The sequence below is a fragment of the Flavobacterium sp. genome, assembly GCF_027533505.1.
Lineage (GTDB): Bacteria > Bacteroidota > Bacteroidia > Flavobacteriales > Flavobacteriaceae > Flavobacterium.
In genome coordinates this window covers 37,893-61,618 of the sequence record NZ_JAPZUB010000037.1, presented here as the reverse complement: position 1 = coordinate 61,618, position 23,726 = coordinate 37,893, and the positions used below count along the sequence as shown (strand labels likewise).

At 41.1% G+C, this 23,726-nt stretch carries 21 protein-coding genes; 13 read left to right on the top strand and 8 right to left on the bottom strand.

Features of this window, described 5'->3' with window-relative positions:
* Nucleotides 1-9: 9 nt before the first annotated feature.
* The 4 genes from O9316_RS08585 to O9316_RS08570 are packed head-to-tail and all read right to left on the bottom strand — an operon-like array spanning nucleotide 10 to nucleotide 3,605.
* On the bottom strand, nucleotides 10-1,548 hold the full coding sequence (locus O9316_RS08585; RefSeq protein ID WP_298203476.1) for a cryptochrome/photolyase family protein: 1,539 nt from the start codon (nucleotides 1,546-1,548) through the stop codon (nucleotides 10-12).
* Nucleotides 1,536-2,813 carry a DASH family cryptochrome gene (locus O9316_RS08580; protein WP_298203475.1) on the bottom strand — a complete coding sequence of 426 codons (1,278 nt, stop codon included), beginning with the start codon at nucleotides 2,811-2,813 and terminating at the stop codon, nucleotides 1,536-1,538. Before O9316_RS08580 ends, O9316_RS08585 begins: the two co-directional genes overlap by 13 nt.
* Complete coding sequence (locus tag O9316_RS08575) at nucleotides 2,810-2,953, bottom strand: DUF2256 domain-containing protein (protein ID WP_073361459.1); 144 nt, start codon at nucleotides 2,951-2,953, stop codon at nucleotides 2,810-2,812. Before O9316_RS08575 ends, O9316_RS08580 begins: the two co-directional genes overlap by 4 nt.
* On the bottom strand, nucleotides 2,943-3,605 hold the full coding sequence (locus O9316_RS08570) for a flavin reductase (RefSeq protein WP_366941532.1): 663 nt from the start codon (nucleotides 3,603-3,605) through the stop codon (nucleotides 2,943-2,945). The genes O9316_RS08575 and O9316_RS08570 overlap by 11 nt, the downstream gene beginning before the upstream one ends.
* A 128-nt stretch (nucleotides 3,606-3,733) precedes the next feature.
* Here O9316_RS08570 and O9316_RS08565 point away from each other — a divergent pair, with 128 nt between their 5' ends.
* On the top strand, nucleotides 3,734-5,080 hold the full coding sequence (locus O9316_RS08565) for an NAD(P)/FAD-dependent oxidoreductase (protein ID WP_298203474.1): 1,347 nt from the start codon (nucleotides 3,734-3,736) through the stop codon (nucleotides 5,078-5,080).
* A 134-nt stretch (nucleotides 5,081-5,214) separates the two neighbouring features.
* Here O9316_RS08565 and O9316_RS08560 read toward each other — a convergent pair whose 3' ends face one another.
* Genes O9316_RS08560 through O9316_RS08545 form a run of 4 tightly spaced genes read right to left on the bottom strand, consistent with a single transcriptional unit; the run spans nucleotide 5,215 to nucleotide 8,731 of the window.
* The gene (locus O9316_RS08560) at nucleotides 5,215-5,577 is read right to left on the bottom strand and encodes a cupin domain-containing protein (RefSeq protein ID WP_298203473.1); all 363 of its coding nucleotides are present in this window, start codon (nucleotides 5,575-5,577) and stop codon (nucleotides 5,215-5,217) included.
* Nucleotides 5,574-6,854, bottom strand: a complete 1,281-nt coding sequence (locus O9316_RS08555) for a PKD domain-containing protein (RefSeq protein ID WP_298203472.1) — start codon at nucleotides 6,852-6,854, stop codon at nucleotides 5,574-5,576. The genes O9316_RS08560 and O9316_RS08555 overlap by 4 nt, the downstream gene beginning before the upstream one ends.
* Nucleotides 6,855-6,862: 8 nt before the next feature.
* Nucleotides 6,863-7,231, bottom strand: a complete 369-nt coding sequence (locus tag O9316_RS08550; RefSeq protein ID WP_298203471.1) for a DMT family protein — start codon at nucleotides 7,229-7,231, stop codon at nucleotides 6,863-6,865.
* Nucleotides 7,232-8,731: a helicase HerA-like domain-containing protein gene (locus tag O9316_RS08545; RefSeq protein ID WP_298203470.1), complete on the bottom strand. Its 1,500-nt coding sequence runs from the start codon at nucleotides 8,729-8,731 to the stop codon at nucleotides 7,232-7,234.
* Nucleotides 8,732-9,107: 376 nt separating this feature from the next.
* Here O9316_RS08545 and O9316_RS08540 point away from each other — a divergent pair, with 376 nt between their 5' ends.
* The 12 genes from O9316_RS08540 to O9316_RS08485 all read left to right on the top strand — a co-directional run bounded on the left by O9316_RS08540 (nucleotide 9,108) and on the right by O9316_RS08485 (nucleotide 23,633).
* Nucleotides 9,108-9,926 carry a MotA/TolQ/ExbB proton channel family protein gene (locus O9316_RS08540; protein ID WP_298203469.1) on the top strand — a complete coding sequence of 273 codons (819 nt, stop codon included), beginning with the start codon at nucleotides 9,108-9,110 and terminating at the stop codon, nucleotides 9,924-9,926.
* Between the two features lie 36 nt (nucleotides 9,927-9,962).
* Nucleotides 9,963-10,592, top strand: a complete 630-nt coding sequence (locus tag O9316_RS08535) for a biopolymer transporter ExbD (RefSeq protein ID WP_298203468.1) — start codon at nucleotides 9,963-9,965, stop codon at nucleotides 10,590-10,592.
* Nucleotides 10,593-10,608: 16 nt separating this feature from the next.
* Nucleotides 10,609-11,175: a biopolymer transporter ExbD gene (locus O9316_RS08530; RefSeq protein WP_298203467.1), complete on the top strand. Its 567-nt coding sequence runs from the start codon at nucleotides 10,609-10,611 to the stop codon at nucleotides 11,173-11,175.
* Between the two features lie 28 nt (nucleotides 11,176-11,203).
* On the top strand, nucleotides 11,204-12,010 hold the full coding sequence (locus O9316_RS08525; protein ID WP_298203466.1) for an energy transducer TonB: 807 nt from the start codon (nucleotides 11,204-11,206) through the stop codon (nucleotides 12,008-12,010).
* Nucleotides 12,011-12,012: 2 nt separating this feature from the next.
* Nucleotides 12,013-12,255, top strand: a complete 243-nt coding sequence (locus O9316_RS08520) for a hypothetical protein (protein WP_298203465.1) — start codon at nucleotides 12,013-12,015, stop codon at nucleotides 12,253-12,255.
* Entirely contained in the window at nucleotides 12,252-13,178 is a 927-nt protein-coding gene (locus O9316_RS08515; RefSeq protein WP_298203464.1) for a PstS family phosphate ABC transporter substrate-binding protein, read from the top strand. The genes O9316_RS08520 and O9316_RS08515 overlap by 4 nt, the downstream gene beginning before the upstream one ends.
* A gap of 12 nt (nucleotides 13,179-13,190) precedes the next feature.
* Entirely contained in the window at nucleotides 13,191-14,852 is a 1,662-nt protein-coding gene (locus tag O9316_RS08510) for a hypothetical protein (RefSeq protein WP_298203463.1), read from the top strand.
* A 124-nt stretch (nucleotides 14,853-14,976) separates the two neighbouring features.
* On the top strand, nucleotides 14,977-17,754 hold the full coding sequence (locus O9316_RS08505) for an outer membrane beta-barrel protein (protein WP_298203462.1): 2,778 nt from the start codon (nucleotides 14,977-14,979) through the stop codon (nucleotides 17,752-17,754).
* Nucleotides 17,755-17,789: 35 nt separating this feature from the next.
* Complete coding sequence (locus tag O9316_RS08500; RefSeq protein WP_298203461.1) at nucleotides 17,790-18,212, top strand: hypothetical protein; 423 nt, start codon at nucleotides 17,790-17,792, stop codon at nucleotides 18,210-18,212.
* 220 nt (nucleotides 18,213-18,432) lie between these two features.
* Entirely contained in the window at nucleotides 18,433-19,266 is an 834-nt protein-coding gene (locus O9316_RS08495; RefSeq protein WP_298203460.1) for a Hachiman antiphage defense system protein HamA, read from the top strand.
* 1 nt (nucleotide 19,267) lies between these two features.
* Nucleotides 19,268-22,393, top strand: a complete 3,126-nt coding sequence (locus O9316_RS08490) for a DEAD/DEAH box helicase (RefSeq protein WP_298203459.1) — start codon at nucleotides 19,268-19,270, stop codon at nucleotides 22,391-22,393.
* Nucleotides 22,394-22,538: 145 nt separating this feature from the next.
* Nucleotides 22,539-23,633: a YbjQ family protein gene (locus tag O9316_RS08485; RefSeq protein ID WP_298203458.1), complete on the top strand. Its 1,095-nt coding sequence runs from the start codon at nucleotides 22,539-22,541 to the stop codon at nucleotides 23,631-23,633.
* Nucleotides 23,634-23,726: the final 93 nt, after the last annotated feature.

Genomic DNA, 23,726 nt, shown 5'->3' with positions numbered 1-23,726 from the left:
TTTCTAATATCAAAATAGGTCTGGGTTTTCGATAATTTCGGAAGCCCTTTTTTTTATCGCATACAATTCTTCAGGTTGGATTTTCCCCAGCAAATTCAGCATCATGGACATGCGTTGGTTCTTGGTAAAATAGGCTTTTTTATCATCCAAAAAATTCCAATACAAACTGTTAAACGGACAGGATTGCTCGCCTGTACGGGATTTGACATCATAGTGACAACCCGTGCAATAATTACTCATTTTTTGAATATAACTCCTTGAAGAAACATAGGGTTTGGTAGCCAAAATTCCACCGTCTGCATACTGGCTCATGCTGCGGGTATTCGGGAGTTCGACCCATTCCAACGCATCCATATAGACGCCCAAATACCACGCATCGACCGCATCGGGATGCCGCTGGGTGAGTAATGAAAAATTACCTATGACCATCAACCGCTGAATGTGATGCGCATAGGCGTTTTGCAAACTCAACCCCAACGCCTGTTGCATGCAGTTCATTTTGGTTTTTCCTGTCCAATACATTTCAGGCAACGGATAGGTATTGTCCAAGGCGTTGCGTTGCGCATAGTCGGGCATGTGGTGCCAATAAATTCCGCGCACGTACTCGCGCCAGCCAATAATTTGCCGTACAAATCCTTCCACTTGCGAAAGGGTAATGGTCTCTTGATTGGCATAAAAATGCTGCACTACCCGATCGATAACTTCCTTCGGACTCACCATTTTTGTATTCATCACAAACGATAAGCGCGAATGAAAAAGAAACGCCTGTTCGGTATGCATCGCATCTTCGTAGTCCCCAAAATGCGGCAGCAAGTGTTCACAGAAATAGTTCAGTTGGATTAAAGCTTCTTTTCGATTGATTGGCCACGCAAAGCACTTGGGTTCAATGTCACCAAAGGTTTGCACTTCGGCTTGCGCAAGTTCGTTGAGAAGTGCTGTGACATCTTTCGGGAAAACCGCCATAGGAGGCACAGGTACTTGATTTTTGAATTTCAAACGGTTGTCGTGATCAAAGTTCCATTGGTTGCCCAAGGGGTCGTTCCCTACCATCAAAACCTGATGTTTCTTCCGCATCATGCGGTAAAAAGTCTCCATCAAGAATTGTTTTTTACCAGCAAAAAACTGTCCCAGCTCCTCACGAGTCGTGTAAAAATGCTCGGTATCAACTGCTTGATGCGAAATGGATAATTGGGCGCAAAACGTTTTCAATTGTACGTCCAAGCGGTATTCATCGGGGAGTTGGTATTCAAAATTTTGGATGGCGTAAGTGTCTATACAATGCTGGAGAATCTCAGGCAAACTTTTGGTAGCCATTCCATCCGTAATGCGTATGTAATGCACCTGATGTCCTTGGTTTTGGAGTTCTTGCGCAAAATCACGCATCGCCAAAAAGAATCCTGTAACCTTTTGAATATGGTGGTTTACATAGTCGGTTTCTTGACGCATTTCGGCCATCAAGTACACTGCGGAGGGGTCTTTTTGAGTGAACCACGAATGCTGTAAATTCAATTGGTCTCCCAAAATCAAGCGTAAGGTTACGTATTCCATAAATCTTGGTATTCGTTTTTCGGGTCATACATTTCCGCTTGTCGGCGAATATTAAACTTCCGGTCACGCGGGTCATTGCCTACGCCCGAATTATACAACCAGTTACCATAATTGGAATGCACGTCATAATCAATCAAAAGGGATTCAAACCAAGCCGCACCCGCACGCCAATCTTGTTCCCATTCTTTGGCCCAAAAACTCGCCACATTTTGTCGCCCGCGATTGCTCATGAATCCGGTGGCCGCCAATTCTTTCATGTTGGCATTCACAAAAGGTTCGGGGGTTTTGCCTTGCGTCCACTTTTCAAATTTTCGGGCATTAAGTTCCCACTCGTATTTTTGTTTGACGATTCCGTTCAATTGAAAGATTTTGTTGCCATGTTTTTGGGAAATGTATCGAAAATAATCACGCCAAATCAATTCAAAAATCAACCAATAGGTATCTTCATTTTTGCATACTTCCGCTTCGTACTGTTGCACCTCCCAATAGATTTTTCGGGGCGAAATACAACCGTTTGCGAGCCAAGGCGAAAACTTCGAACTGTAATCGGGGCCTATTAATCCGTTGCGGGTTTGTTTGTATTGCGATAAATTCTCAGTCGTGTAAAAGTAATCCTCCAAACGCAACAAAGCGTTGTTTTCACCTCCTTGAAACGGGAATGCCGTACGCTTGTCAGGCCTTTGTGTTGTTATTCCACAGGAAGCCAAAGTGGGCAGTTCCGGCGTTGATTCATAATTCGACTTTGGCATCGTTTTGGGTTCGACCAACGGACGTATTTTTGAAAGCTTTTCACATTTCTTACGAAACTCGGTGAAGATTTCGGGAACTTCTTTTGCCGAGGTATACGGAATGTCTTCGGGATGAAACAAAAAACCATCTTGGAGTTCGTGGAATACAATCCCGGGCATATGAACTTTAAGCGCCTCGCTGACTTTTCGTTCCTCCGAGGTCCATTCATAAGTCGTGAAAAGGGTAGTAATACCGTGGGTTTTCGCCAACTCAGGAATCACCGTCTCGGGTTCGCCATAAAATACCCAAAGCGGAATGTTCAAGGCGTCCAAATTGCGTTTTAATTCGCGAAGACTGTCCCATAAAAATTGAGCGCGATACGCACCCGTTTTGGGAAATCCATAGGATGTTAGCGCAAAATGGCGCGGGTCTAAACAATATACGCCAATCACTTTTTCGGCGTGTTGTGTGGCTTTCCACAACGCATATTGATCTTCGGTGCGAAGGTCATTGCGAAACCAAACGAGATGTTTCATAAGGTGTTTTTATTTTTTCGGCAACGGTCACTGCAAAATTTAACGGACTCCCAATTCTTTTCCCATTTTTTGCGCCAGGAAAAGGGGAGTCCGCAAACCACACATATTTTTTGGGGTAAAAAGGGTTTTTTATGAGGCATGAGGACGAAGCGATTTTAAGGGCGTTTTCGGTCGGGCGTAAGCAAACCGGTCTTGTAGGCTGGGACGTGCATAGCCATCCAACCCGTTGATCGCTACCACATCCCCACGGTCCAATTGCAACCAACCGTCGGGCGTGACTAAAGCATCTTCAACATAGATAGCTTCAATAGCCGCAATGACATGGATCGTGTTGTTTTCATGGATCGGGTATTCATTCAAATAGCGACAAAGCAATTGTACAGGCGATCCCGAAACAAAAGGCACCGCAATACCCTCGCGGTACGTCGGCGTCAATCCCGTCATCTCAAACTCCGAAATCCCATAGTCGTAAGCAGCCGAGGTTTGATGGGCGGCTTCCATTTGTGCCAGCGTAATATGATTTACTGTAAACAGTCCGGTGGCTTTGATATTTTGATAGGTATGACGCGGTACTGAGGTAGGTCGTACGATAAATCCCAACATTGCCGGGTCACTTCCCAAATGCGTAATGCTCGAAAAAACCGCTACATTCTCATGCCCCTCCGGCGAAAGGGTACCAATCAAGTTGGCCGATTTATAGCCAGTGCAACTGTTGACAAGGTTCAAACGTTCTACTTTGGATAAGGCGGCAAGGTCCGAAGGGGTAAAGACTTTCATTACTTTTTTTGTCAAAGATAAATTTGTTTAACGAAATATTAAAAAGTTTAAACAAATTTTAAGTTTTGCTTTATTTTTGCGCTTCTGTTACGGTAACGTTCGGATATTATTAAGTATTTTTGTCTAATATTTTTACCAATACCATGCAAACGCCACAACGAATTGCCGTGGTGGGCTCCGGTTTAGTCGGGACACTCCTAGCGATTTATCTCAAAAAGCAAGGCCATACTGTACACGTTTTCGACCGTAGTGCCGACATTCGTACGGTTGAATTCTCAGGACGCTCCATCAACCTAGTGATGTCCGATCGCGGTTGGAAGACGTTGGCAGATATTGGTTTGGACGATGCCATTCGCAGTATTGGGATTCCCGTAGACAAGCGTGCGATTCACCTGAAAGACGGACAGTTAAACTACCAATATTACGGCAAAGAAGGGGAGGCCATTTTCTCTTTATCCCGTGGCGTGCTCAACCGAAAAATGATCGATTTGGCCGAAGAAGCAGGCGTTGAATTCTTTTTCGAACACCGTATTTGGGATGTGACCCTAGCCGAAGCAACCTTGCACATGGGACCCACCGAAAAAGGCGCTTGGACCGATTTAAAATACGATAAAGTTTTCGGTGCCGATGGTGCTTTTTCGCGTATTCGCCACCGCATGCAACGCCAAAGTATGTTTGATTACTCCCAAGAGTTCATGAAAATCGGTTACAAAGAACTCCATATTCCCGCCAATCCCGACGGGACACACAAAATTGACAAAAATTCCTTACATATCTGGCCCCGCGGTCATTTCATGCTCATGGCGTTAGCCAACCTCGATGGCAGTTTCACTTGTACACTCTTTATGCCATTTGAGGGCGAAAACTCCTTCGAACAGCTAAAAGACGAAACGACGCTGGTGAATTTCTTTGCCGAATATTTTCCCGATACGGCTGCCGTAATCCCTGATTTAGTAAGCGATTTCTTTAAAAACCCTACGAGTTACTTGGCTATTATGAAGTGTTATCCGTGGACTTTTGAAGATAAAGTAGCGTTGATTGGCGACTCAGCCCACGCCATTGTCCCCTTTTACGGTCACGGGATGAACGCCGGTTTCGAAGATATTACGCTGCTCAACCAAATGATCGAGCAGTACGGTGACGATTGGAATGCGATTTTTAGAGCCTACGAAAAATCCCGAAAACCCAATGCCGATGCGATCGCCGAACTCTCTCGAAGAAACTTTGAGGAAATGAGTGCCAAAACCGCAGATGCTCAGTTTTTATTACAGAAAAAAATCGAAAAATGGTTCGCTGACAAACATCCCGATAAATGGATGCCGCTGTACAGTCGGGTCACTTTTAGCTTGCAGCCTTATGCCGAAGCCCTTGCCATAGGCGATTACCAAAATGCCATCATGGAGCAAATCATGCAAATCCCCAACATCGCACAAAAATGGAATAGCCCCGAAGTGGAAGCCAAAATTATTTCCTTATTGCAAAAAGGATAATTTTTTGGGCGCGTCCCCGAATCCCATTTTGTTTTCTCAACAAAATTCCTGTCGGGGTCGGGTCGTTCACTGCAATCTTGGCTCCGTGCCTCCGCCAAGGATTTCCGTTGCCACCCCTCGCGCAACACACGCCGTTACTCTTCCCGATGCACTTTCGTAAAATCAAAAGCTGGACGACATACCGAAATATATTCGCAGGGTTCCTCAAACGGATTGGAGTATTGAACCCGCGTGTTTTCGGCAATACAGATGGATTGACCTGCTTCTAAAACAATCGTTTCACCTTCAATAATGAATTGTTTTTTTCCTGAAATAACATAAGTGTATTCCTCAAATTCAGGCGTTTGAAAAGGTTCACTCCAATGCGGCGGCGCAATCATATGGGCAATCGAAATCGCTTCGTTTTGCGTCGCCACGCGGCCATGATGTTCCTCGATTAACTTGCCATCGGTCGTGGGAACCACAAAAGGCGCCGTTTGAATGTGATATTTTTTCATAATTTGATGATTTTTTGGGTATAATTTCCTTCCGTAGTGGCCACCGAAAGCCAATACATGCCCGGTGCCCAAGACGAACAATCGACAGCAGTTAGGTTCCCGCTCAATAGTTGGACCAAGCGTCCCGAAGCGTCATACACTTTTACGTGCTCAATTAATGCATTACTTTGAAGGGACAAGGTGGTAGTGACGGGATTCGGACTCACTACGAGTGTTATTTTTGGGGGATTCGGGGAAGCAACATGCAATACCGAGGTGTTAATGACTTGTTGCATAACGGAAGTGAGGCCGCAATGCGTTACCGTCAACGTGACCGTATAAACTCCATTTTGGGTATAGGTGTGCGAAGGTTGTGCTGACGTCGCTGTCGTGCCATCTCCAAAATCCCAGAGGTAACTCGTTGCTCCCGTTGATTGATTGAAAAATTGAACACTCGTGCCCGTTGGGTTGGTAAAGGTAAAAGCAGCTACGGGGTCATAAGTTCCAATAAACCAAGTGGCAAACTGATTGTACACAACCGTTTTTACCACCTGTTTGATGAGTTGTGCATCGGCTGCCGAAAGGGTCGATTCAAAACCGATCAGCGTGGGGTCTTTTCGAAAAAGCGTAGTGTAAAATGTACAGGCCGCTGCATACGATCCCAACAGGGAAGGATGACTCCCATCAGCACTATACAAATTGAGGTTGGGATGATTCGTACGAAGGTAACGCCACACCGCTCCCACAGGCGATACGATAGCCGCTTCATTTGTTGCCATAGTCATATAACGCTCCCGCAACAAGTCGTCCATGCCAGTATACGTGCACACGGGTGGGTGGGCTGCACAGTTTTGACTGTCGCCGTTTTGTCGCCCCCAGGTCATATAAAATACGGTTTCCGCACACGGATTTTGGGTGGTAATCAAGGTGTTTAAATCGTCTGCATACGGAAACACTAGGGCATTGACTTGGTTGATTGGAAAGGAGGGAAGCTGACTCTGTTCTTGTAACACCACAAAATCCCAAGTACCTTGCGCGATTTTTGCTAGTGAAGTAGCATTTACCACGTGATCCGACAAGCGAAAGCCGCCCGGCGTATGACTGTCATAAATCAAAACATCATTGGTCGATTGTGCCGCACTTGCAATCAATCCCGGTAAATTATTAGTGTTGGTGTAACTATTTCCTAAGAATAAAACACGCTTCGTAAGGGATTGCCCCCAAAGTGAGGAGAGTAATGAGCTCCACAACAGAAATACGAAAGTCAGGGTTGAAAAATGGATCGTGGTTTTTTTCATCACTCGTCTTACTTTTTAAAAATAAAATACACTGCCAAAATCAAAAAGGTAAAGCCTACAAAATGGTTCCAGCGCAACTGCTCATTTTTGAAAAACAGCATCGAAAATAATACAAAAACGACCAAGGTAATCACTTCTTGAATTACTTTTAATTGGAGTAATGTAAATGGGCCGCCGTTGCCTTCATAGCCTAGTTTGTTGGCGGGAACTTGAAAGCAGTATTCAAAAAAGGCCAAACCCCAACTGAGCAGGATGATACTGAATATCCCGGCGTTTTCAAACCATTTCAGCTCTTTAAACTTCAAATGCCCGTACCAAGCCAAGGTCATAAATACATTGGACAAGACCAATAAAACAAGGGTAAATCCGCCGCGCATTTATTTAAATAGTTTCATTAATACCCCAAAAACGCCCCGTATAAAACTCGGACTCGTAACCACTTTAGTAACCGATTTTCCTAAGGTTTCCCCCAAGGTAGGTCCTGACGAAGTTTCAGGTTCAGGAGCAGGAGCCGCTTCTACGGCAGCGGTTATCTTTTGATTTAAGATTTCGTAAGCGCTTTCCCGATCTAGGGTTTCTTGGTATTTCTTGACCAATTTTGATTGTGCATTTAAGGCAATAATTTCGGCATTCTCCAAAATATTCATGCGACTCTCCGGCGCACGAAGCACAGTGGCCGCCAGAGGTGTTGGAATTCCTTTTTCATTGAGTGCGGTCACCAAAGCTTCCCCAATTCCTAAAGAGGTCAGTAAAGTAGTGGTGTCGTAAAATTCACTTTCAGGATAATTAGCCGCCGTTTCTTTTATCGCCTTGCGGTCGTTGGCCGTAAAAGCACGTAAGGCATGTTGAATTTTTAATCCCAACTGCGCCAACACTCCTTTGGGGATGTCCATCGGATTTTGGGTGATGAAATAAATACCGATGCCTTTTGATCGAATCAGTTTTATAATCGTCTCTATCTGGTCAAGTAATGCCTGACTCGCTTGGTCAAAAATCAAATGGGCCTCATCGATAAAAACGACCAATTCCGGTTGTTCACTATCGCCGCGTTCGGGCATTTTTTGGTAGATTTCAGCCAAAAGACTCAGCATAAAGGTCGAAAACAACTTGGGTTTGTCCTGAATATCAGTCAAGCGAATAATGTTGACATAGCCGCGCCCTTGTTCATCTACCCGTAAAAAGTCCTCAATATCAAACGATAATTCACCAAAAAATAAATCGCCGCCTTGTTGCTCTAGCGCAATTATTTTCCGTAAAATCGTACCTGTAGTCGCGGTGGCAATTTTTCCATAGTCTGCTGCAATTTCTTCCTTGCCTTCTTCCGTAATATAATGGAGTACCTTTTTCAAATCTTTTAAATCCAAAAGAGGCAGTTGCCGATCGTCACAATATTTGAAGAGTACCGACATTACGCCTTCTTGCGTAGCATTGAGTTCCAGAATCCGCGAGAATAACACAGGGCCAAACTCCGAAATCGTGGCCCGCAACCGCACCCCATCCTGTGCTGATAAGGTCATCAATTCTACAGGGAAGGCGTTAGGAGTGTAAGGGATTCCAATTTTGGCATGCCGCTCTGCTATAAAGGGTGCTTCGGTACCCGGTTGCGCAATGCCCGAAAAATCTCCTTTAATATCCATCATCACGACGGGAACTCCCAAGGCCGATAATTGCTCGGATAAAACTTGAATCGTTTTAGTTTTTCCTGTGCCCGTAGCTCCGGCGATAAGTCCGTGACGATTCATCGTTTTTAACGGCAGCCCCACTTTAGCGTCGGAGAAGACGGTTCCTTCCCATTGCGCGGCGCCAAGAACTAATTGAGCCCCTGAAAAGGTATAGCCCTTTTGGGTCGATTCTAAAAAAGCTGATTTTGAAGGCATAGTGCAAATAATTTAGTATTAGGCGAAGTTACCCTTTTTTTTATGCATGAAAAGAAGCAAATCCATGAATTTTTCGCATTATTTCCAACCTTTATTCCATTTTCTCCCTCTTTTAAATACTAAAGGGTAGTAATTCATCGTTTTTACAATGTTAAGCGAATGTTACGAATAATAAATTTAATCTAATTATTGTCAAATCCTTAGCAAAATCCTCTATTTATTTAAGTTTATAGGGTTCTTTGTCTCGATTTGGTAGAATGTTATAAAAGCCCAAAAAAGTTTTTTTTTTTGAAGTAAAAAATTAAATTTGCTCCAATTCAAGTTTATTTACAACTAATAGCTTATAAATTATTAAAAACTAAAAATTTTTAAAAAAATGGCAAACGCAAAAAACGCTAAAGGGTCAAATGGAGGTAACTATTTCTCCGCAATTGTAATTGTATTATGTATTTTCGTCGGATGGATTGTATGGCAGTTCATCATGGGTGCGGGATCTAACTTCGAAGGGGGAACCAATGAAGGGCATCCACTACCCGGAAACTACTTAGCAATGGTTTACAAAGGGGGGCCTATCGTACCCGTATTGATGGGATTGTTGTTGATGGTGATTGTATTCTCTTTTGAGCGTTACTTCGTGATCACAAAAGCAGCTGGAAAAGGAAACTTAGACGCATATTTGCGTACAGTTCAATCGAGCATTGCTCAAGGAAATATTGATGATGCTATCGCCGCTTGTGACAAACAACAAGGGTCTGTGGCTAACGCCATTCGCGCGGCATTGGTGAAGTACCAAGACGTGAAAAAAGAAGGATTCTCTAGCGAAGAAGCTGCTGAGATGATCCACAAAGAAATTGAAGAAGCTACCTCTTTGGAGATGCCAATGTTGGAAAAAAACATGACCATCTTATCTACGTTAGTATCGTTAGGAACCTTAGCCGGTCTTTTGGGAACAGTAACAGGGATGATCAAAGCGTTCGCGGCTTTAGCAACAGCAGGTACTCCTGACCAAGCGATGTTGGCAAACGGTATCTCTGAAGCATTGATCAATACGGCAACAGGGATTTCTACTTCGGCACTTTCTATTGTAACGTACAACTTGTTTACATCAAAAATTGATACCTTAACCTACTCTATCGATGAGGCGGGTACCGCTATTGTAAACCAGTACCGTAAAATGAAAGGAAGCTTGAAATAATTTAGGGTAACCTATAATAAAGTAAAAGAGTATATTATGGCAAAAGTAAAAATGTCCAAAAAAGCAGCGTCGATTGATATGACGGCGATGTGTGACGTGGCGTTCCTTTTGCTTACATTCTTTATCCTTACGGCTACCGCTAAAAACCCGGAACCGCTTCAAGTAGAAACACCCAATTCAACGGTACAATCCAAGTTACCCGAAGAAAACTTAGCCATCATTACCATTGGTGGAAAAGACAAAGTGTTCTACGGAATCAAAGGGAAAGAAGTTCGCAAAAAAACCCTCGAGTTAATGGGCGCTAAATATGGTATTCAATTCACAGAGAACGAAATTCAAGAATTCAGCTTGATTGATGAATTTGGCGTTCCAATCGAAGGATTGAAACAATTGATCGCTATGAAAGGATCAGATCGGAATAAGCAAGGGGTACAACCCGGCATTCCACACGATACGATCAAGAACAATGAGAATAATCAGTTGAGAGACTGGATTTATACGTCACGCCAAGCAAACATCGAAGTGCAAAAAGAGCAGTTGAATTTTGCAATCAAAGGCGATGCAGAAGAGCAATATCCACGCATTAAACAAGTGATGGACGAGCTTCAGAAACAAACGGTAAACAGTTTTAATCTGGTTACGGGTCTCCGTGGTAAAAATTATTAATCCCAATACATAAGAAATGGCTGAATTAAATACCAACGACGGTGGCGGCAAAAAAGGGAGCGGTAAGGTACGCAGTAAAAAACAAAACTCCAAAGTAGACTTAACGGCTATGGTGGACTTGGCGTTCCTTTTGATTACCTTCTTTATGTTGACGACCACCTTGTCAAAACCACAGGCGATGGATTTGGGATTGCCTGATAAGAACGATACTGATGAACCAGAATCCAAGATTAAAGTTGATCAACGTCGTACCATGACCATCATTTTGGGCGATGACAACAAAATTGAATGGTTTCACGGGCTACTAGAAAAGCCTGAAGCAGGAGGTAAGCCAACGCGAACCACACACGGACGCGAAGGTATCCGTAAGGAAATCCTAAAACGTGTGGAATCAGTGCCACAAGTTACAGGGAACAAAGACAAAGGGTTGATTGTGATTATTAAACCAACCAAAGAGTCTACCTACCGCAACTTGGTTGATATCTTGGATGAAATGGCAATTTGCTCGGTACCTACCTATGCAATTGTAAACGATTTTTCTGATGGAGAAAAAGCGTTGGCCGATAAATTGAATAAAAAATAACCACTCTTGTAGTACAAAAGTATAACGTATGAAACTTGACTTATTAAAAAGACAATGGTTGGATATCGTTTTCGAAGGACGTAACAAGAGTTATGGTGCTTACGATTTACGTGTCAAAGACGGGAATACCAACATAAAGGCCTTTATTATCGGAGCGGTAATTTTTTCGATTGCGGTAGCGACGCCCAAAATTGCTGAATTTATTAGTTCAGTAACTGAAGACGATTCGGCAACCATCGATACTAAAATTACCATGGCGAAACTGCCCCCGAAAGAGGAAAAACCAAAGGAAGAATTACCACCACCACCACCGCCACCACCGAAAGTAGACCAGGTGAAGTTTGTGAAGCCCGAGGTTGCACCTACAGAGGAAATTGTAGAGGAGATCGTAAAAATTGAAGATATCAAAGACAAGAATATTGGAAAACAGAATATCGAAGGAGATCCAAACGCAGTTCCTACTTTAGAAGATCCTGGTACTGGCCCTGTGCAGCAACAAGTAGTAGAAGAAGACAACAACATCTACAACTCAGCAGGGATTGAAGTAAAACCTGAATTTCCAGGAGGTATTGCGAAGTTTTACAACTTCATCAAAAACAATTACCAAGCGCCCGATGAACCCGGCTTAAAAGGACAAGTGTTTGTTTCTTTTGTCGTGGAGAAAGACGGTTCACTTACCGACATCAAGGTATTACGCGATATCGGTTACGGAACAGGAAAAGAAGCCGAGCGTGTGTTGCGTAAGAGTCCAAAATGGACTCCTGCGGAACAAAACGGAAAACGCGTTCGTTGTTCGTACCAAATTCCAATTAAAATCGAAACCCCAGAAGAATAAGCATGCTTACGAAATGGGTAATGCAATACAAGAAGAAATCGCTTAAAGAGCGATTTCTTCTATTTATGGGAATCTTGTTTTTTTTGATTTATTTAACATTAGGGTTAATGATCATCTTTTGGAAAAAGATTCCCTTAAACATGGACGACAACTACCGCTTGATGTTTGGAGGGCTTCTCATCGTATATGCCTTCTTTCGTTTTCTGCGCTTTTTTAATTCGTCCGAATCGACGGAAGAGTCATGAAAAGAATTTACGCAATCCTACCGTATTTGATGTTGGCGTTTTTTGGAACGTTGGGGTTTTTCATTTCTTGTAAGCCCAACACCTCCGAAGAACAAAAAGATTCTATCCTTTGCGGCACAGCCACAATTTGGGTTGATGAATCGTTGTTGCCTATTGTAGAAGACCAACAGTTGGTGTTTCAAACAACTTATGAGGCGACACTAACCCTTGAGCCATCTTCTGAAGTTTCGGTCATCAAGAAGTTATCGGAAGCCAAATCAGGCATAGCCATTCTCTCCCGAAAACTAAATACCAACGAAACCCAATTTCTCAAAGCGCAACGCATTGTCCCGAGAACCACTCCGTTTGCGCTCGATGGTGTCGCCTTAATTGGAGCCGCCAATACGCAAGATACGATAGTGAATTTAGAGACTCTTATTGGATTTTTACAAGGCAAGAACAAAGCGCTGAAAGGCCTCGTTTTTGACAACCCCAATTCGGGAACGGTTCGCTATATGATGGAAAAAGCCGGAATTACACAATTGCCTTCGGAAGGCGTATATTCGCAAAAAAATACACAAGCGGTGATTCAATACGTAGCCGAACATGAGGGTATGATTGGATTGGTGGGAAGTAATTGGCTTTTTGAACCCAATGCTACCTTAAAACCTTGGGTTGAAAAAGTAAAAATACTAGGAGTGCAACAAGCTAACGGGAAAATTGCGTATCCCACCCAAGAAGCCTTGGGGACTAACGCTTATCCTTTGGCACGTGTTTTGTACATCATCAACTGTCAAGGGTATGAAGGACTCGGTATCGGATTTGCCTCTTTCATTGCCGGCGACAAAGGGCAACGCATCGTATTAAAATCAGGCATTGCCCCCATACGGGAACCCGGTCGTAAGATTGTAACCCGAAAACAAATTGAAAAAACAAAAATTTAAATACAAAGAACAATGAGCACGATTAAATTTTTCAGCGTAGCCTTTCTCGCTGCCACTGCCGCCACACAAGCGCAGGACTTAGATCAGGCCAAGAAAGCCATTGATGCTGAACAATATGATAAGGCAAAATCGATTTTAAAGTCCATCATAAAAACCAAACCTGCCGACGGTAAGGCTGCCTTTTTATTGGGGAACGTTTACCTCAAGCAAAGTGTGGAAGACTCGGCCAAAATTACGTTTGACAAAGGATTAACCGCCGCTGAGGGAGGGAAGTTTAATAATATCGGTTTAGGACAGTTGGATCTTGAAGCTGGAAATGCTGCAGCTGCCAAAGCCAAATTTGATTTGGCGACCCAAGGCATGCGCAAAAAAGAAGTCGAAGAATATATTTATGTAGCGCAAGCCTATATGAATGCCGATAAACCCGATTATCAAGCCGCTCTAGCCGTATTGGAAAAAGCAAAATTGGCCAATCCCAATGATCCCTATGTGAAACTGGCGATGGGGGATGCCTATTATGGATTAAAAAATCAAAACGATGCCTATTCAGCGTATCGTGATGCTTTCAATACGGACAAAAATTTAATCCGTGCCAAAATGCAGTTGGGTGTGCTTCTCAAAGGTGCCAAAGCCTATGTCGAAGCCGTGAAAGCCTACGATGAAGTAGTGAGTTTGGATCCAAGTTATGGTCCCGTATACCGCGAGTTGGCAGAAACCTATTATTTATGGGCGAGCAACAAACCCGCTACGTACAAAGAAAATATTGCGAAAGCATTGTCCAACTACGAAAAATACATGAGTCTTACCGATTATTCATTGTCTTCTCGTATGCGTCATGCCGATTTTTTGATCTTGGCTAAAGAATACAAAGAATTGGAAAAAGAAGCCTTGGAAATGAAAAAAATGGATAAAGTAAATCCGCGTATTCTTCGTTACCTTGGGTATGCCGCCTACGAAAACGGCAACACCGATGAAGCCATTAATGCCTTGACGGAATTCTTGGGTAAAGCCAATAAAATTATCGGTGGCGATTACTATTTCTTGGGCTTAGCGCAAGTGAAAAAGTCTATTGCAGCCGATGGAAAAACGGTAGACGCTGCTTTATTAGCACAAGGGGTTACAAATTTGAAAAAGGCAGTAGAAATGGATATGAATTTGGCCAATGGCTTGAATGAAATTGGGAAAGCCTACTTTGGACAAAAGTTGTACGGTGTAGCCGCCGGTGTTTTTGAAGCGGCTATTTTGAACACCACTTCCAAAAATATCTTTGAAGACAACATCTATTATGGATTGTGCGTCCACACGGTAAACCGCGGAAAAGATGTCAAATCGATTGATCTGCCCGCCTTGACCAATGCCGATAAAGCAATGGACAATGTGATTGCCGCCAAACCCGAATATCCCGAAGCCTATTTGTATAAAGCGCGCATCAATAGTGTGATGACCAAAGACGATGTTATGACAGAGTCGTACCAAAAATACGTGGATGCTTTAACAGCAAAAGGGCCCGAGGAAATCACTAAAAATAAAGCCAAAGTGACCGAAGCCTACAACAATATGGCTTCTTACTTCGCCAACAGCGACAAAGCCAAAGCCAAAGAGTTGTTAAATAAAACCTTAGCCTTGGATCCTACCAATGCCTATGCCACGGAATCGCTTAAAGTATTGAAATAATTTTTCTAAACGATAGAAAACCCGGATCCGCTCCGGGTTTTTTTATGGTGTTAAAATGGGTATTTACAGTGCCGTATTCACAATAAAATAGGATATTCGCGTTTTAGTATTTTATACCCGCTCTATGCCTAAAATTTGGTTTATCCCGCTCTTTATTTTTTGTTTTGTTACCGCAACAGCCCAAAAAACCATTCACCTCAAAGGAACTATTGTCGACCAAGACTCACGTGTTCCCATCGAATCGGCGACCGTTTATTTGACCAACCCCAAAGATTCTACCGTAATCGAATACACCATCAGTCAAAAAAATGGATCCTTTGATTTTGCCCTGAAAAAAAGCAATACTCCCGTTATTTTGAAAATTTCCTTTGTAGCCTATCAAGACCATAAAGTGACCTTAAAAAATTTGACCACCACACAAGATTTGGGGATTATCGGACTCCAACCCGCGGCGCAAACCCTCGACGAAGTGGTGATTAAAAATGAAACACCGCCCATTCGGATAAAAAAAGATACGCTCGAATTTAATGCCGCCTCCTTCAAAGTCCGACCCGATGCCAATGTGGAAGCTTTACTTAAGCAACTGCCGGGTGTAGAAATCGATGCCGAAGGAAAAATTACCGTCAACGGGAAAGAGGTCAATCAAATCCTTGTCAATGGGAAACCCTTTTTTGACCGCGATGGGAAGATTGCCCTGCAAAACCTGCCTTCCTCGATGATTAACAAAGTACAAGTCACCGACACCAAAACCAAACAAGAGGAAAAAACAGGGGCCATTGCCGCCTCCAACAACGCCAGTATAAATCTCACTATCGACGAAAAGAAAAACAAAGGCTGGTTCGGAAAAGTCATGGCCGGAGCGGGTTCGAGTAACCGCTATGAAAGCAGTGGACTTATCAATTATTTCAACAACAACCGTAAAGTAAGCGTTTTGGCTTCGTCCAACAACATCAATGCGACCGGTTTTTCTATGGACGAGATTTTTGATAATATGGGCGGCGGCCGCAATTCCAATATTTGGGTCGGTGACAACGGTTCGTTTTTTGTCAACCGCCGTCGTTTTGGAGGCAATACGGGCATCACGCAATCCCATTTGGCGGGCGTCAACTATGCCGACGAATGGCGCAAAGACAGTCCCCTTGCGCTAAGTTACTTTTTTAGTGAGGCCAATACCCGAAACAACAACCGTACGCGACAAATCAATTTTTTACCTTCGGGCAATTACGAAACCGCCTCGGAAGCGTCTTATAAAAATGGAGCCACCGCGCACAACGTCTCAGGTGATATCGAATGGGCCATCGATTCGACTTTTACAGTGGTTATGGAACCCAAATGGAGCCGTTCCTTGGGGCAAAGTACCAACGTGTCTCGGCAAGAATCACGGGATGCTTTGGCGCAATTGCTCAACGAAAGTAATTCGACCTCTATCACTGAAAATAACGCAACTTCATTTGAAAATACCACTACTTTCACCAAATCATTTCGTCGAAAAGGCCGCAATGTAGCCCTCGTATTTTACCAAGAACACCAACAAGAGGAGGGCTTAAACCTGGTGGACTCGCAAACCCTTTTTTACCAAAATAGCCAACCCGACGATTTGCGAAACCAGCGCAATTCAAGTTACAATCGGGTGAATCAGTTTTCGTACGACTTGAAGTTTTACGAGCCCGTAAAAGATTCCCTGCGGTGGGTGAACAATGTCTATCATGAGTTTACCAATGAAAAAAACGGCCGCGACTCCCAAGAGTTTGATCCAATAACCAATGATTTTACGCAAGCCAATCCGTTGCTCTCCAACGCCATGCGCTCCAAGCAACAAGTCATTCGTCCTACGACAGGTTTGGTTTTAGAAAAATCGGTATGGAACGCGTCTTTCAATCTTGGCCCGCAGTGGAGTTCCCTGCATGCGGCTATGGATTATTTGGGCGTGACGACTCCCACCCGCCGTCAATTTTTTGTACCCTTTGTAGAAGCGACCTTGAATTTGCGCCTGTCCAAATCGCGAAATATTTGGGGAACGTATTCGTATGACAACGAACTTCCGCGGGGGAGTCAGGTGTTGCCCGTTGAGGATTTGGCCAACCCGTTGAATACCACGATTGGGAATCCGAATTTGGACGCTTCCCGACGCCATTACATCTACGTATCGTTTCGGGATTTTGATTATGCCTCGCGTTCGGGCTACGGATTTTATGCAGGCGGTAATGTTTACGACACCCAGATTGTTTCGGCGACTACATTTGATGCAAACCGAAAGCGAACCACGACCTACACCAATGTCTCGGGGACATACAACAGTTGGACGGGAGTGTATTGGAACAAAACCTATAAAAAAGAGGCTCACAAATTTCGCTACGAATTGCGTTGGGCGATGAATTTCGGACTCAGCAAAGGGATTACCGACGGCAACGCTTTTGAAGCCCGTACGGTGACCTTAAACCCACGGGTGAATTTTACGTATGAATACGGCGAAAAACTAATCCTCAATCCTTCGTATCAATTTACCCGAAACATTACGGAGTACACCAATTATGTGGTCAATGCGGCCACCAATTATTTGCACCGCGTGAACTTACAAACGACTTGGTTTTGGCCCACCAACTGGGTCTTTGGCAACGATTTTGGGTATACGTACAACTCCAATATCGCCGACGGTTTTCGCAAGGATTTTTATTTGTGGAATACGAGTTTGGCCTACAGTTTTTACCAAAAGCGTTTTACCGCCAAAGTGAAGGTATATGACCTCTTGAACCAAAACCAAAACGCTACCCGCACCATTACAGCCACAGCGATTCGCGATGAAGAAAATGTGGTATTGCGCCGTTACGTGATGTTTTCGCTCACCTACAAGTTGGACCAATTGGGCAAGGAAAAAAAGCAAGGCCGCCGTCAGAGTTGGTAGAATTTTAGTCTAATTATTCCACTATTCTTTACGTTATGCACACGACCACACAGTTTGATATACGATTCCTCCTTAGCCTAGGTCTGGGGGTGTTGTTGTTGCTCGCGGTGTTGGCGCGGGTGATGACCCAACATGTATTGTATGCCTACCATCGTTACTTAAGTACTCCCTTCATGATGTATGGCCTTACGGCGGTACATTGGTCGCTCGCCGTTATAGTGGCCTTGTGGGGAACGACACCACTAGCAAATGCCTTGGGGATCACCACCCTCATGGCCCACAGCCCGGAACTTGAATTGGTAGGGGCAGTGCTCCTCTTTTTTACCACCCTGCTCCTGTTTAGTCTCATAGCCTATGCCGTTTGCCGCATTACCTTTGGGAAAAACCCCCTAACCCTTCTCGGAAAAATACCGCAACTCAAAGGGAAAAATACTTCAAAAAACAAGGAAAAACCCTGAGGAAGATGGAGGAATATTTTTTAATTTGCGGGGGAGATTAGGATTAAATAAATGTTGTTCTTCACACTAAAGACGACAATTCCAACAAAAAATGACCAAAGAGAAAGATATAAAATAGTCATTTGACCAATTAAATTTTTAGAGAATAATATCAAATGTACTTTATATGTCGAACTAACATGTTGGAAAATAAATGTAGTTTTGTAACGGATATAAATTTATGCACAAACACGAAAAAATAGATATACCAGTCATTGATTCTTTTATCAAAAAGTTTGCTGAAATGTATTTGAAACAACGTTCTCAAACGCAATTTAATATCAGCAGCATCGAAGAGCAGGTGTTATTTAAAAATCTTGGATTTGGTACTGATGCATTGAAACAAATAATTACAAAAAACACGATTCCTATAGATAAAAAAAGAGAACAAGGGTTAGAGCCAAAAGTGCTAAATGATATTTATCGAAGTGATTTGGGAGAGTTGTTAATGACTTATTATTTCGAGGAAAAACTTCCTGACGGTGAGCGGTTTGTTATTCCGCTTAAAAACATCACATTCAGAGAGCGGGCAGAATTACCAGGCAGGGGCCTTGATGCAATAGGTTATAGAAAAATTGGAGATTCACAAGTTGAAATTTTATTAGGCGAAGCAAAAGTATCTTCTGATAAAAAGTCTCCTCCTCCTGTTGTAGATACAACAAAAGACTCAATATATAATACCCAGCTTAACCACAAAAATAAAACTCCTATAGTTATTCAAAGATTATCAGACTATTGGCGTAGGTTGGGTGGTAAAGATGCTGAAATCCTAGGCTTTGCAATAATCAGCATTGAACATCAATTGACTGATAATTTCAGTATAACTTATGGTTGTACATTAGTCAGAGACCACACTTGCGTTAATGAAAGTTCTGATTTTGGAAAAATGAAAACGAATCAGAGTGACTTTGAGCCAGGGAAGGTTCATTTCTCAATTCTTTCTTTCAGTGACAAAACAATAAAAGATACCGTTAATTTATTTTACTCAAAGGTACAAGAGTTGATAGCCAATTAATATGAGCAATATTATCAATACCATATTGCAAAGAGAATCTATCATTTCACTTCTCAGTGAAAGTGAAAAGAGATACATATTGGGTCAACTCAAACTCCCACATACATCTGAATTAAATGATGGGGAAGTTTTACGGCTCTCTTTCTTTTTAATTAACACCATTTTTTCTGAAACTGAAAACGGATTTGAAAAAGCCATTGCTTACAAACTTTTAAAATCTATCAACATAAATTCTGATGAAGGCACGTCTTTATTCGAAGAAGTATTTGGAATAGAGGGTGTTGATTCTAAAACACTCTATTACTTCTATTTGGCAAATGTTGCATTAAAAGCGGATAAACAAATAAGTATCAGGGTAGATTTGAAAGAGTACAATCCAGTTACAGAGGAAAATTCAAATTGGAAATATAAACTACTCAATAAGACATTTGAAGCCTATATTTTGTTAGTGCGTAAACAAAATGGTTTCTCAGATATTGAAAGAGCTTTAGCTGTAATCGAGACCTTAAAGAAAGAACAACAACTTTATGAAGAAACTTACTTAAAACAGTTTTCTACAGCAAATGAAGTCAAAGAAGCATATATATTACTATCCTTATATCATATATCGAAAGCAGTTGTTGAAACCGCTTCCTATCTGAAGAAAGGATATGATTATAAAGAGCGATTAGATGCGGTTATCAGACAACATTTGGATATAGCAAAGAAATTAGTCAATAGTGAACCAAGGTTAAAAAGTATATTTCAGCTTTTCGAATTTGGTTTGAACACATTGTATAAAAACGCCATTTGGACTAACACAAAATTAGGTGACAAAGTAAGAAAACTGTGTGAACAAAAAGCGAAATTAGGAGTATTAGAGCTGTTACCTTCTCAGAGAGAAGCTTTGACTGAAAGAAATCTGCTTGATGTTGCTGCTAATGTTACTGTTTTACAGATGCCTACAAGTGCTGGAAAAACTCTTTTAGCTGAATTTAATATAATTGTAACCAAAGCATTAAGAGCAGATGCAAAAATTGTCTATATAGTACCTTCAAGGGCATTGGTAAACCAAGTTTACTTTGAATTAAAGTCAGATTTGGAGCCAATTGATTTTGTAATTGAGAAAACTTCTTCAGCAATAGAAATAGACCCAACGGAAGATTCATTTTTAAATGGAGATGAAAGAATAGATGTTCTTGTTTCTACACCTGAAAAGCTTGATTTATTAATTAGAAGAAAGCATCCTTCGGTAGATGATGTTTCTATGTTTATTCTTGACGAAGCACACACTATACAGAATGGAGAACGTGGTGCTAAATTGGAATTATTATTAGCCATATTGAGGAGAGAAAGACCAAACGCCAAATATATGTTGCTATCACCATTTATAAAAAATGCTGATACGGTAATTACAGAATGGCTCGGGGGTGGTAATTCCATTGCTATAGATTGGAAGCCCTCCGAAAAACTACTATTGGGAATAGACACCAAAATAACTCCCACACTAACAAAAAATGAAATTCATTTAGAAGTACTTCATTCTCCTTATGAATCTTTAAAGCCAATAGGAAAAACAATTATTGAAAATCCTTATATCCTAGAAAGTACAGGTACAAAAGACAAAATACTTGAGTTTTCGATTAAGCATTTTTCAGAAAAAGAGAAAACACTTTTGGTTCTGTGCTACGGAAAAGGAACTGCTAATACCAGAGCTAAATTTATTTATGATAAAGTAAATCAATATAACGCAAATGATGATGTCAAACTTGTCAAAAAGTTTATTGAAGATGAAGTAGGAAGACAAACGACCTTATCAAGGGTCATTGAAAAGGGTATTGTTACACATCATTCAGGAATGTCAGACGAAACAAAATTATTAGTTGAGCATTTAATTAGAGAAAAGCAAATAAAATTTGTTTGTGCAACTACTACAATAGCAGAAGGAGTAAACTTTCCTGTTTCCACTGTATTTTTCGATGATTATAGAAAAGGAAGAGACAGAAAGCTTGATTCAAATGATTTTTGGAATATTGCAGGTAGGGCAGGAAGGACTTTAGTTGATAATTATGGGAAAATTATTCTTCCTTTTAATAGTGTTGTAAACATAAATAGTGCAAAAAGTTTAATAAACAAAAGTGCCAATGAGCTAACAAGTGTTTTGGCTGAACTTTTTGAAAATGCTGATAAAATTGAACAGAAGTTGAAAGAAGTTGATGGTTTAAAAGATTTATTCAGGGATTATTCAGACTCCCTTTCTCCATTAATTCAATATTTTGTGCATTTACTCACTGTTGGTGAAAATGAATACTTTGTTTCAGAAATAGAGGATTTGTTCAAAGACTCGTTAGAATATTATTTATTAGATACGCCAGAGAAAAAGGAGAAATTCATCTCAATATGTAAGTCGATATATTTACACATTCAATCAAAATATCAAAGTCAAGGAGGTGCATTAACTTTTGCAGACAAGACAGGATTCTCCGTTCCTTCGGTTTTAAGAGTAATGACGGCAGCGTCTCAAAATCCTCATATTAATGATTTAAGTTCTTGGTCTAAAGAACAATTATTCAATAACCAGAAACCCGATAATCTTGCTGAAAAAATAAGAGTAATAGCAGCATTACGAGAAACAAAATTGGGGATAGAATCTAGTAATAATCCATTTAACGCAGAACTTTATGCAAAAATCATTATTGATTGGGTAAAAGGTCAAAAACTTGGAAATATATCCGATTTGCATCCAGCTTATAATTCTCAAGGCAAGGATGAAAACGAGACTGAAAGAAGAATGACGGAATTTGTAAAAAAAATGAATGACATTCGTTTTAAAGCTTCTTGGGGTTTAAGTGCATTAGAAGGTATTGTAAGAGGGAATGAAGATATTAAGGATTCACATATACCTTCATTGGTATATTTTGGAGTTGACAATGAAGAAGCGTTAGCTTTTAGAATGATTGGTGCTCCAAGAGTATTATCGTTTTCTCTCCAAAATATTTTGGATAAAAATTTAAATGAGTATTCATATAAGAGTTTGAGAAATAGGGTAAATAGTTTGACAAATTCTGATTGGGATGGATTGAAGCCTTCCAATTCATCATTAAGTGGTATGGAGTGGAAAAGAATAACAGAAATACTAATTAGATAAAAACTCCGATGACAGATTTGCATTCCCATCTAGCCAATTTACAATCTACATCTTCTATAACAATATTATATCACATTTCCAACCTACATTAAATAAGCTGTAAACAAGCTAGTAAAATTATACTCTTTTTAATAATTGAAAAGCCATGACCAATCCCAAAGACATTTTAGTAGTTACTACCTCTTCCATAGAAGGTATGCAAATAAAGAAGTATTTGAAGCCGGTTTCCGCTCATATAGTGGCGGGAACAAATTTTTTCAGTGATTTTCTTGGTGGGTTGACAGATGTATTTGGTGGTCGTTCGAGTACGTATCAACGGCAATTATCGTCATTGTATAATGAAGTTATTGATAGAATCAAACATAATGCACATGAAATCGGTGGGAATTGTATCATTGGTTTGAGTGTAGACATGGATGAAATTTCAGGAAAAGGGAAGTCCATGTTTATGTTAACCGCCATTGGGACCGCCGTTGTAATTGAAAAGGATGAAAAGACATATTTAAATGTTAATTCAAGTGAGAAATTTGAAAATGTTAGTTTTGAAAGGTTAAATAACTTGAGAAAGCGAAAAGAAATTATTGATAAAGCAAAGAATGGGAAGTTAGCATTTGACGATGAGGCATGGAACTTTATCACTGCCAATCAAGTTCATGAAGTTTTTCCAGATATTTTATTAAAATATAACGATATTATAGTCAATTGGCAATCGTATGAGGAAACTTTTGAAAAATTCAACAAAAACTTTATCATCTATGTAGACTCATTTGATGAAAATCAAAAAATTGATATTTTATACGATAGAATAGCAACTGAAACGAATATTTATATTGGAATTTACCTATCAAAAATCGTTAAAGAGTTAAATCTTTTTGATACTGAAAGAACGATGAAATTATTGCAAAATTCTGATTTCAAAAAGCAAAAGATTGGGGTAAGAATTTCTACCTATGATAAGTCATTCTATGATAAAAAAGATATAGTTAGCTTAGAAAAGATCAAGACAGTAATTGCAGATTTTAAAGAAAGAGGTACAATAACTTCCAAAAAACAGCTCCTATCTTCTAAAGAAAAAGAAGTTTGGAATTGTGAATGTGGGAATAATGGGAATGAAATCGGTGGATATTGCGGTAGTTGTGAGAATGACATTTTTGGATTTAAACTTGCTGAAATGAATCCAATAAAGGTCGTAGCATTCATTCAGCAAAAGATTCAATTAATAGAGGAGTCTATAAAATAATTCATCTTATTTAGATTGTTGTACCACTCCCGCCTTTGTACTTTGTTTGGCTAAAGCCTTAGGAGTGATACGTGCCTCTCTGTAGCGAAGGCT

Excerpts from the sequence above, each read along its gene's own strand:
- O9316_RS08585 (WP_298203476.1), bottom strand. The coding sequence starts at position 1,548 with ATGGAATACGTAACCTTACGCTTGATTTTGGGAGACCAATTGAATTTA.
- O9316_RS08580 (WP_298203475.1), bottom strand. The coding sequence starts at position 2,813 with ATGAAACATCTCGTTTGGTTTCGCAATGACCTTCGCACCGAAGATCAA.
- O9316_RS08575 (WP_073361459.1), bottom strand. The coding sequence starts at position 2,953 with ATGCCTCATAAAAAACCCTTTTTACCCCAAAAAATATGTGTGGTTTGC.
- O9316_RS08565 (WP_298203474.1), top strand. The coding sequence starts at position 3,734 with ATGCAAACGCCACAACGAATTGCCGTGGTGGGCTCCGGTTTAGTCGGG.
- O9316_RS08560 (WP_298203473.1), bottom strand. The coding sequence starts at position 5,577 with ATGAAAAAATATCACATTCAAACGGCGCCTTTTGTGGTTCCCACGACC.
- O9316_RS08555 (WP_298203472.1), bottom strand. The coding sequence starts at position 6,854 with ATGAAAAAAACCACGATCCATTTTTCAACCCTGACTTTCGTATTTCTG.
- O9316_RS08550 (WP_298203471.1), bottom strand. The coding sequence starts at position 7,231 with ATGCGCGGCGGATTTACCCTTGTTTTATTGGTCTTGTCCAATGTATTT.
- O9316_RS08545 (WP_298203470.1), bottom strand. The coding sequence starts at position 8,731 with ATGCCTTCAAAATCAGCTTTTTTAGAATCGACCCAAAAGGGCTATACC.
- O9316_RS08540 (WP_298203469.1), top strand. The coding sequence starts at position 9,108 with ATGGCAAACGCAAAAAACGCTAAAGGGTCAAATGGAGGTAACTATTTC.
- O9316_RS08535 (WP_298203468.1), top strand. The coding sequence starts at position 9,963 with ATGGCAAAAGTAAAAATGTCCAAAAAAGCAGCGTCGATTGATATGACG.
- O9316_RS08530 (WP_298203467.1), top strand. The coding sequence starts at position 10,609 with ATGGCTGAATTAAATACCAACGACGGTGGCGGCAAAAAAGGGAGCGGT.
- O9316_RS08525 (WP_298203466.1), top strand. The coding sequence starts at position 11,204 with ATGAAACTTGACTTATTAAAAAGACAATGGTTGGATATCGTTTTCGAA.
- O9316_RS08520 (WP_298203465.1), top strand. The coding sequence starts at position 12,013 with ATGCTTACGAAATGGGTAATGCAATACAAGAAGAAATCGCTTAAAGAG.
- O9316_RS08515 (WP_298203464.1), top strand. The coding sequence starts at position 12,252 with ATGAAAAGAATTTACGCAATCCTACCGTATTTGATGTTGGCGTTTTTT.
- O9316_RS08510 (WP_298203463.1), top strand. The coding sequence starts at position 13,191 with ATGAGCACGATTAAATTTTTCAGCGTAGCCTTTCTCGCTGCCACTGCC.
- O9316_RS08505 (WP_298203462.1), top strand. The coding sequence starts at position 14,977 with ATGCCTAAAATTTGGTTTATCCCGCTCTTTATTTTTTGTTTTGTTACC.
- O9316_RS08500 (WP_298203461.1), top strand. The coding sequence starts at position 17,790 with ATGCACACGACCACACAGTTTGATATACGATTCCTCCTTAGCCTAGGT.
- O9316_RS08495 (WP_298203460.1), top strand. The coding sequence starts at position 18,433 with ATGCACAAACACGAAAAAATAGATATACCAGTCATTGATTCTTTTATC.
- O9316_RS08490 (WP_298203459.1), top strand. The coding sequence starts at position 19,268 with ATGAGCAATATTATCAATACCATATTGCAAAGAGAATCTATCATTTCA.
- O9316_RS08485 (WP_298203458.1), top strand. The coding sequence starts at position 22,539 with ATGACCAATCCCAAAGACATTTTAGTAGTTACTACCTCTTCCATAGAA.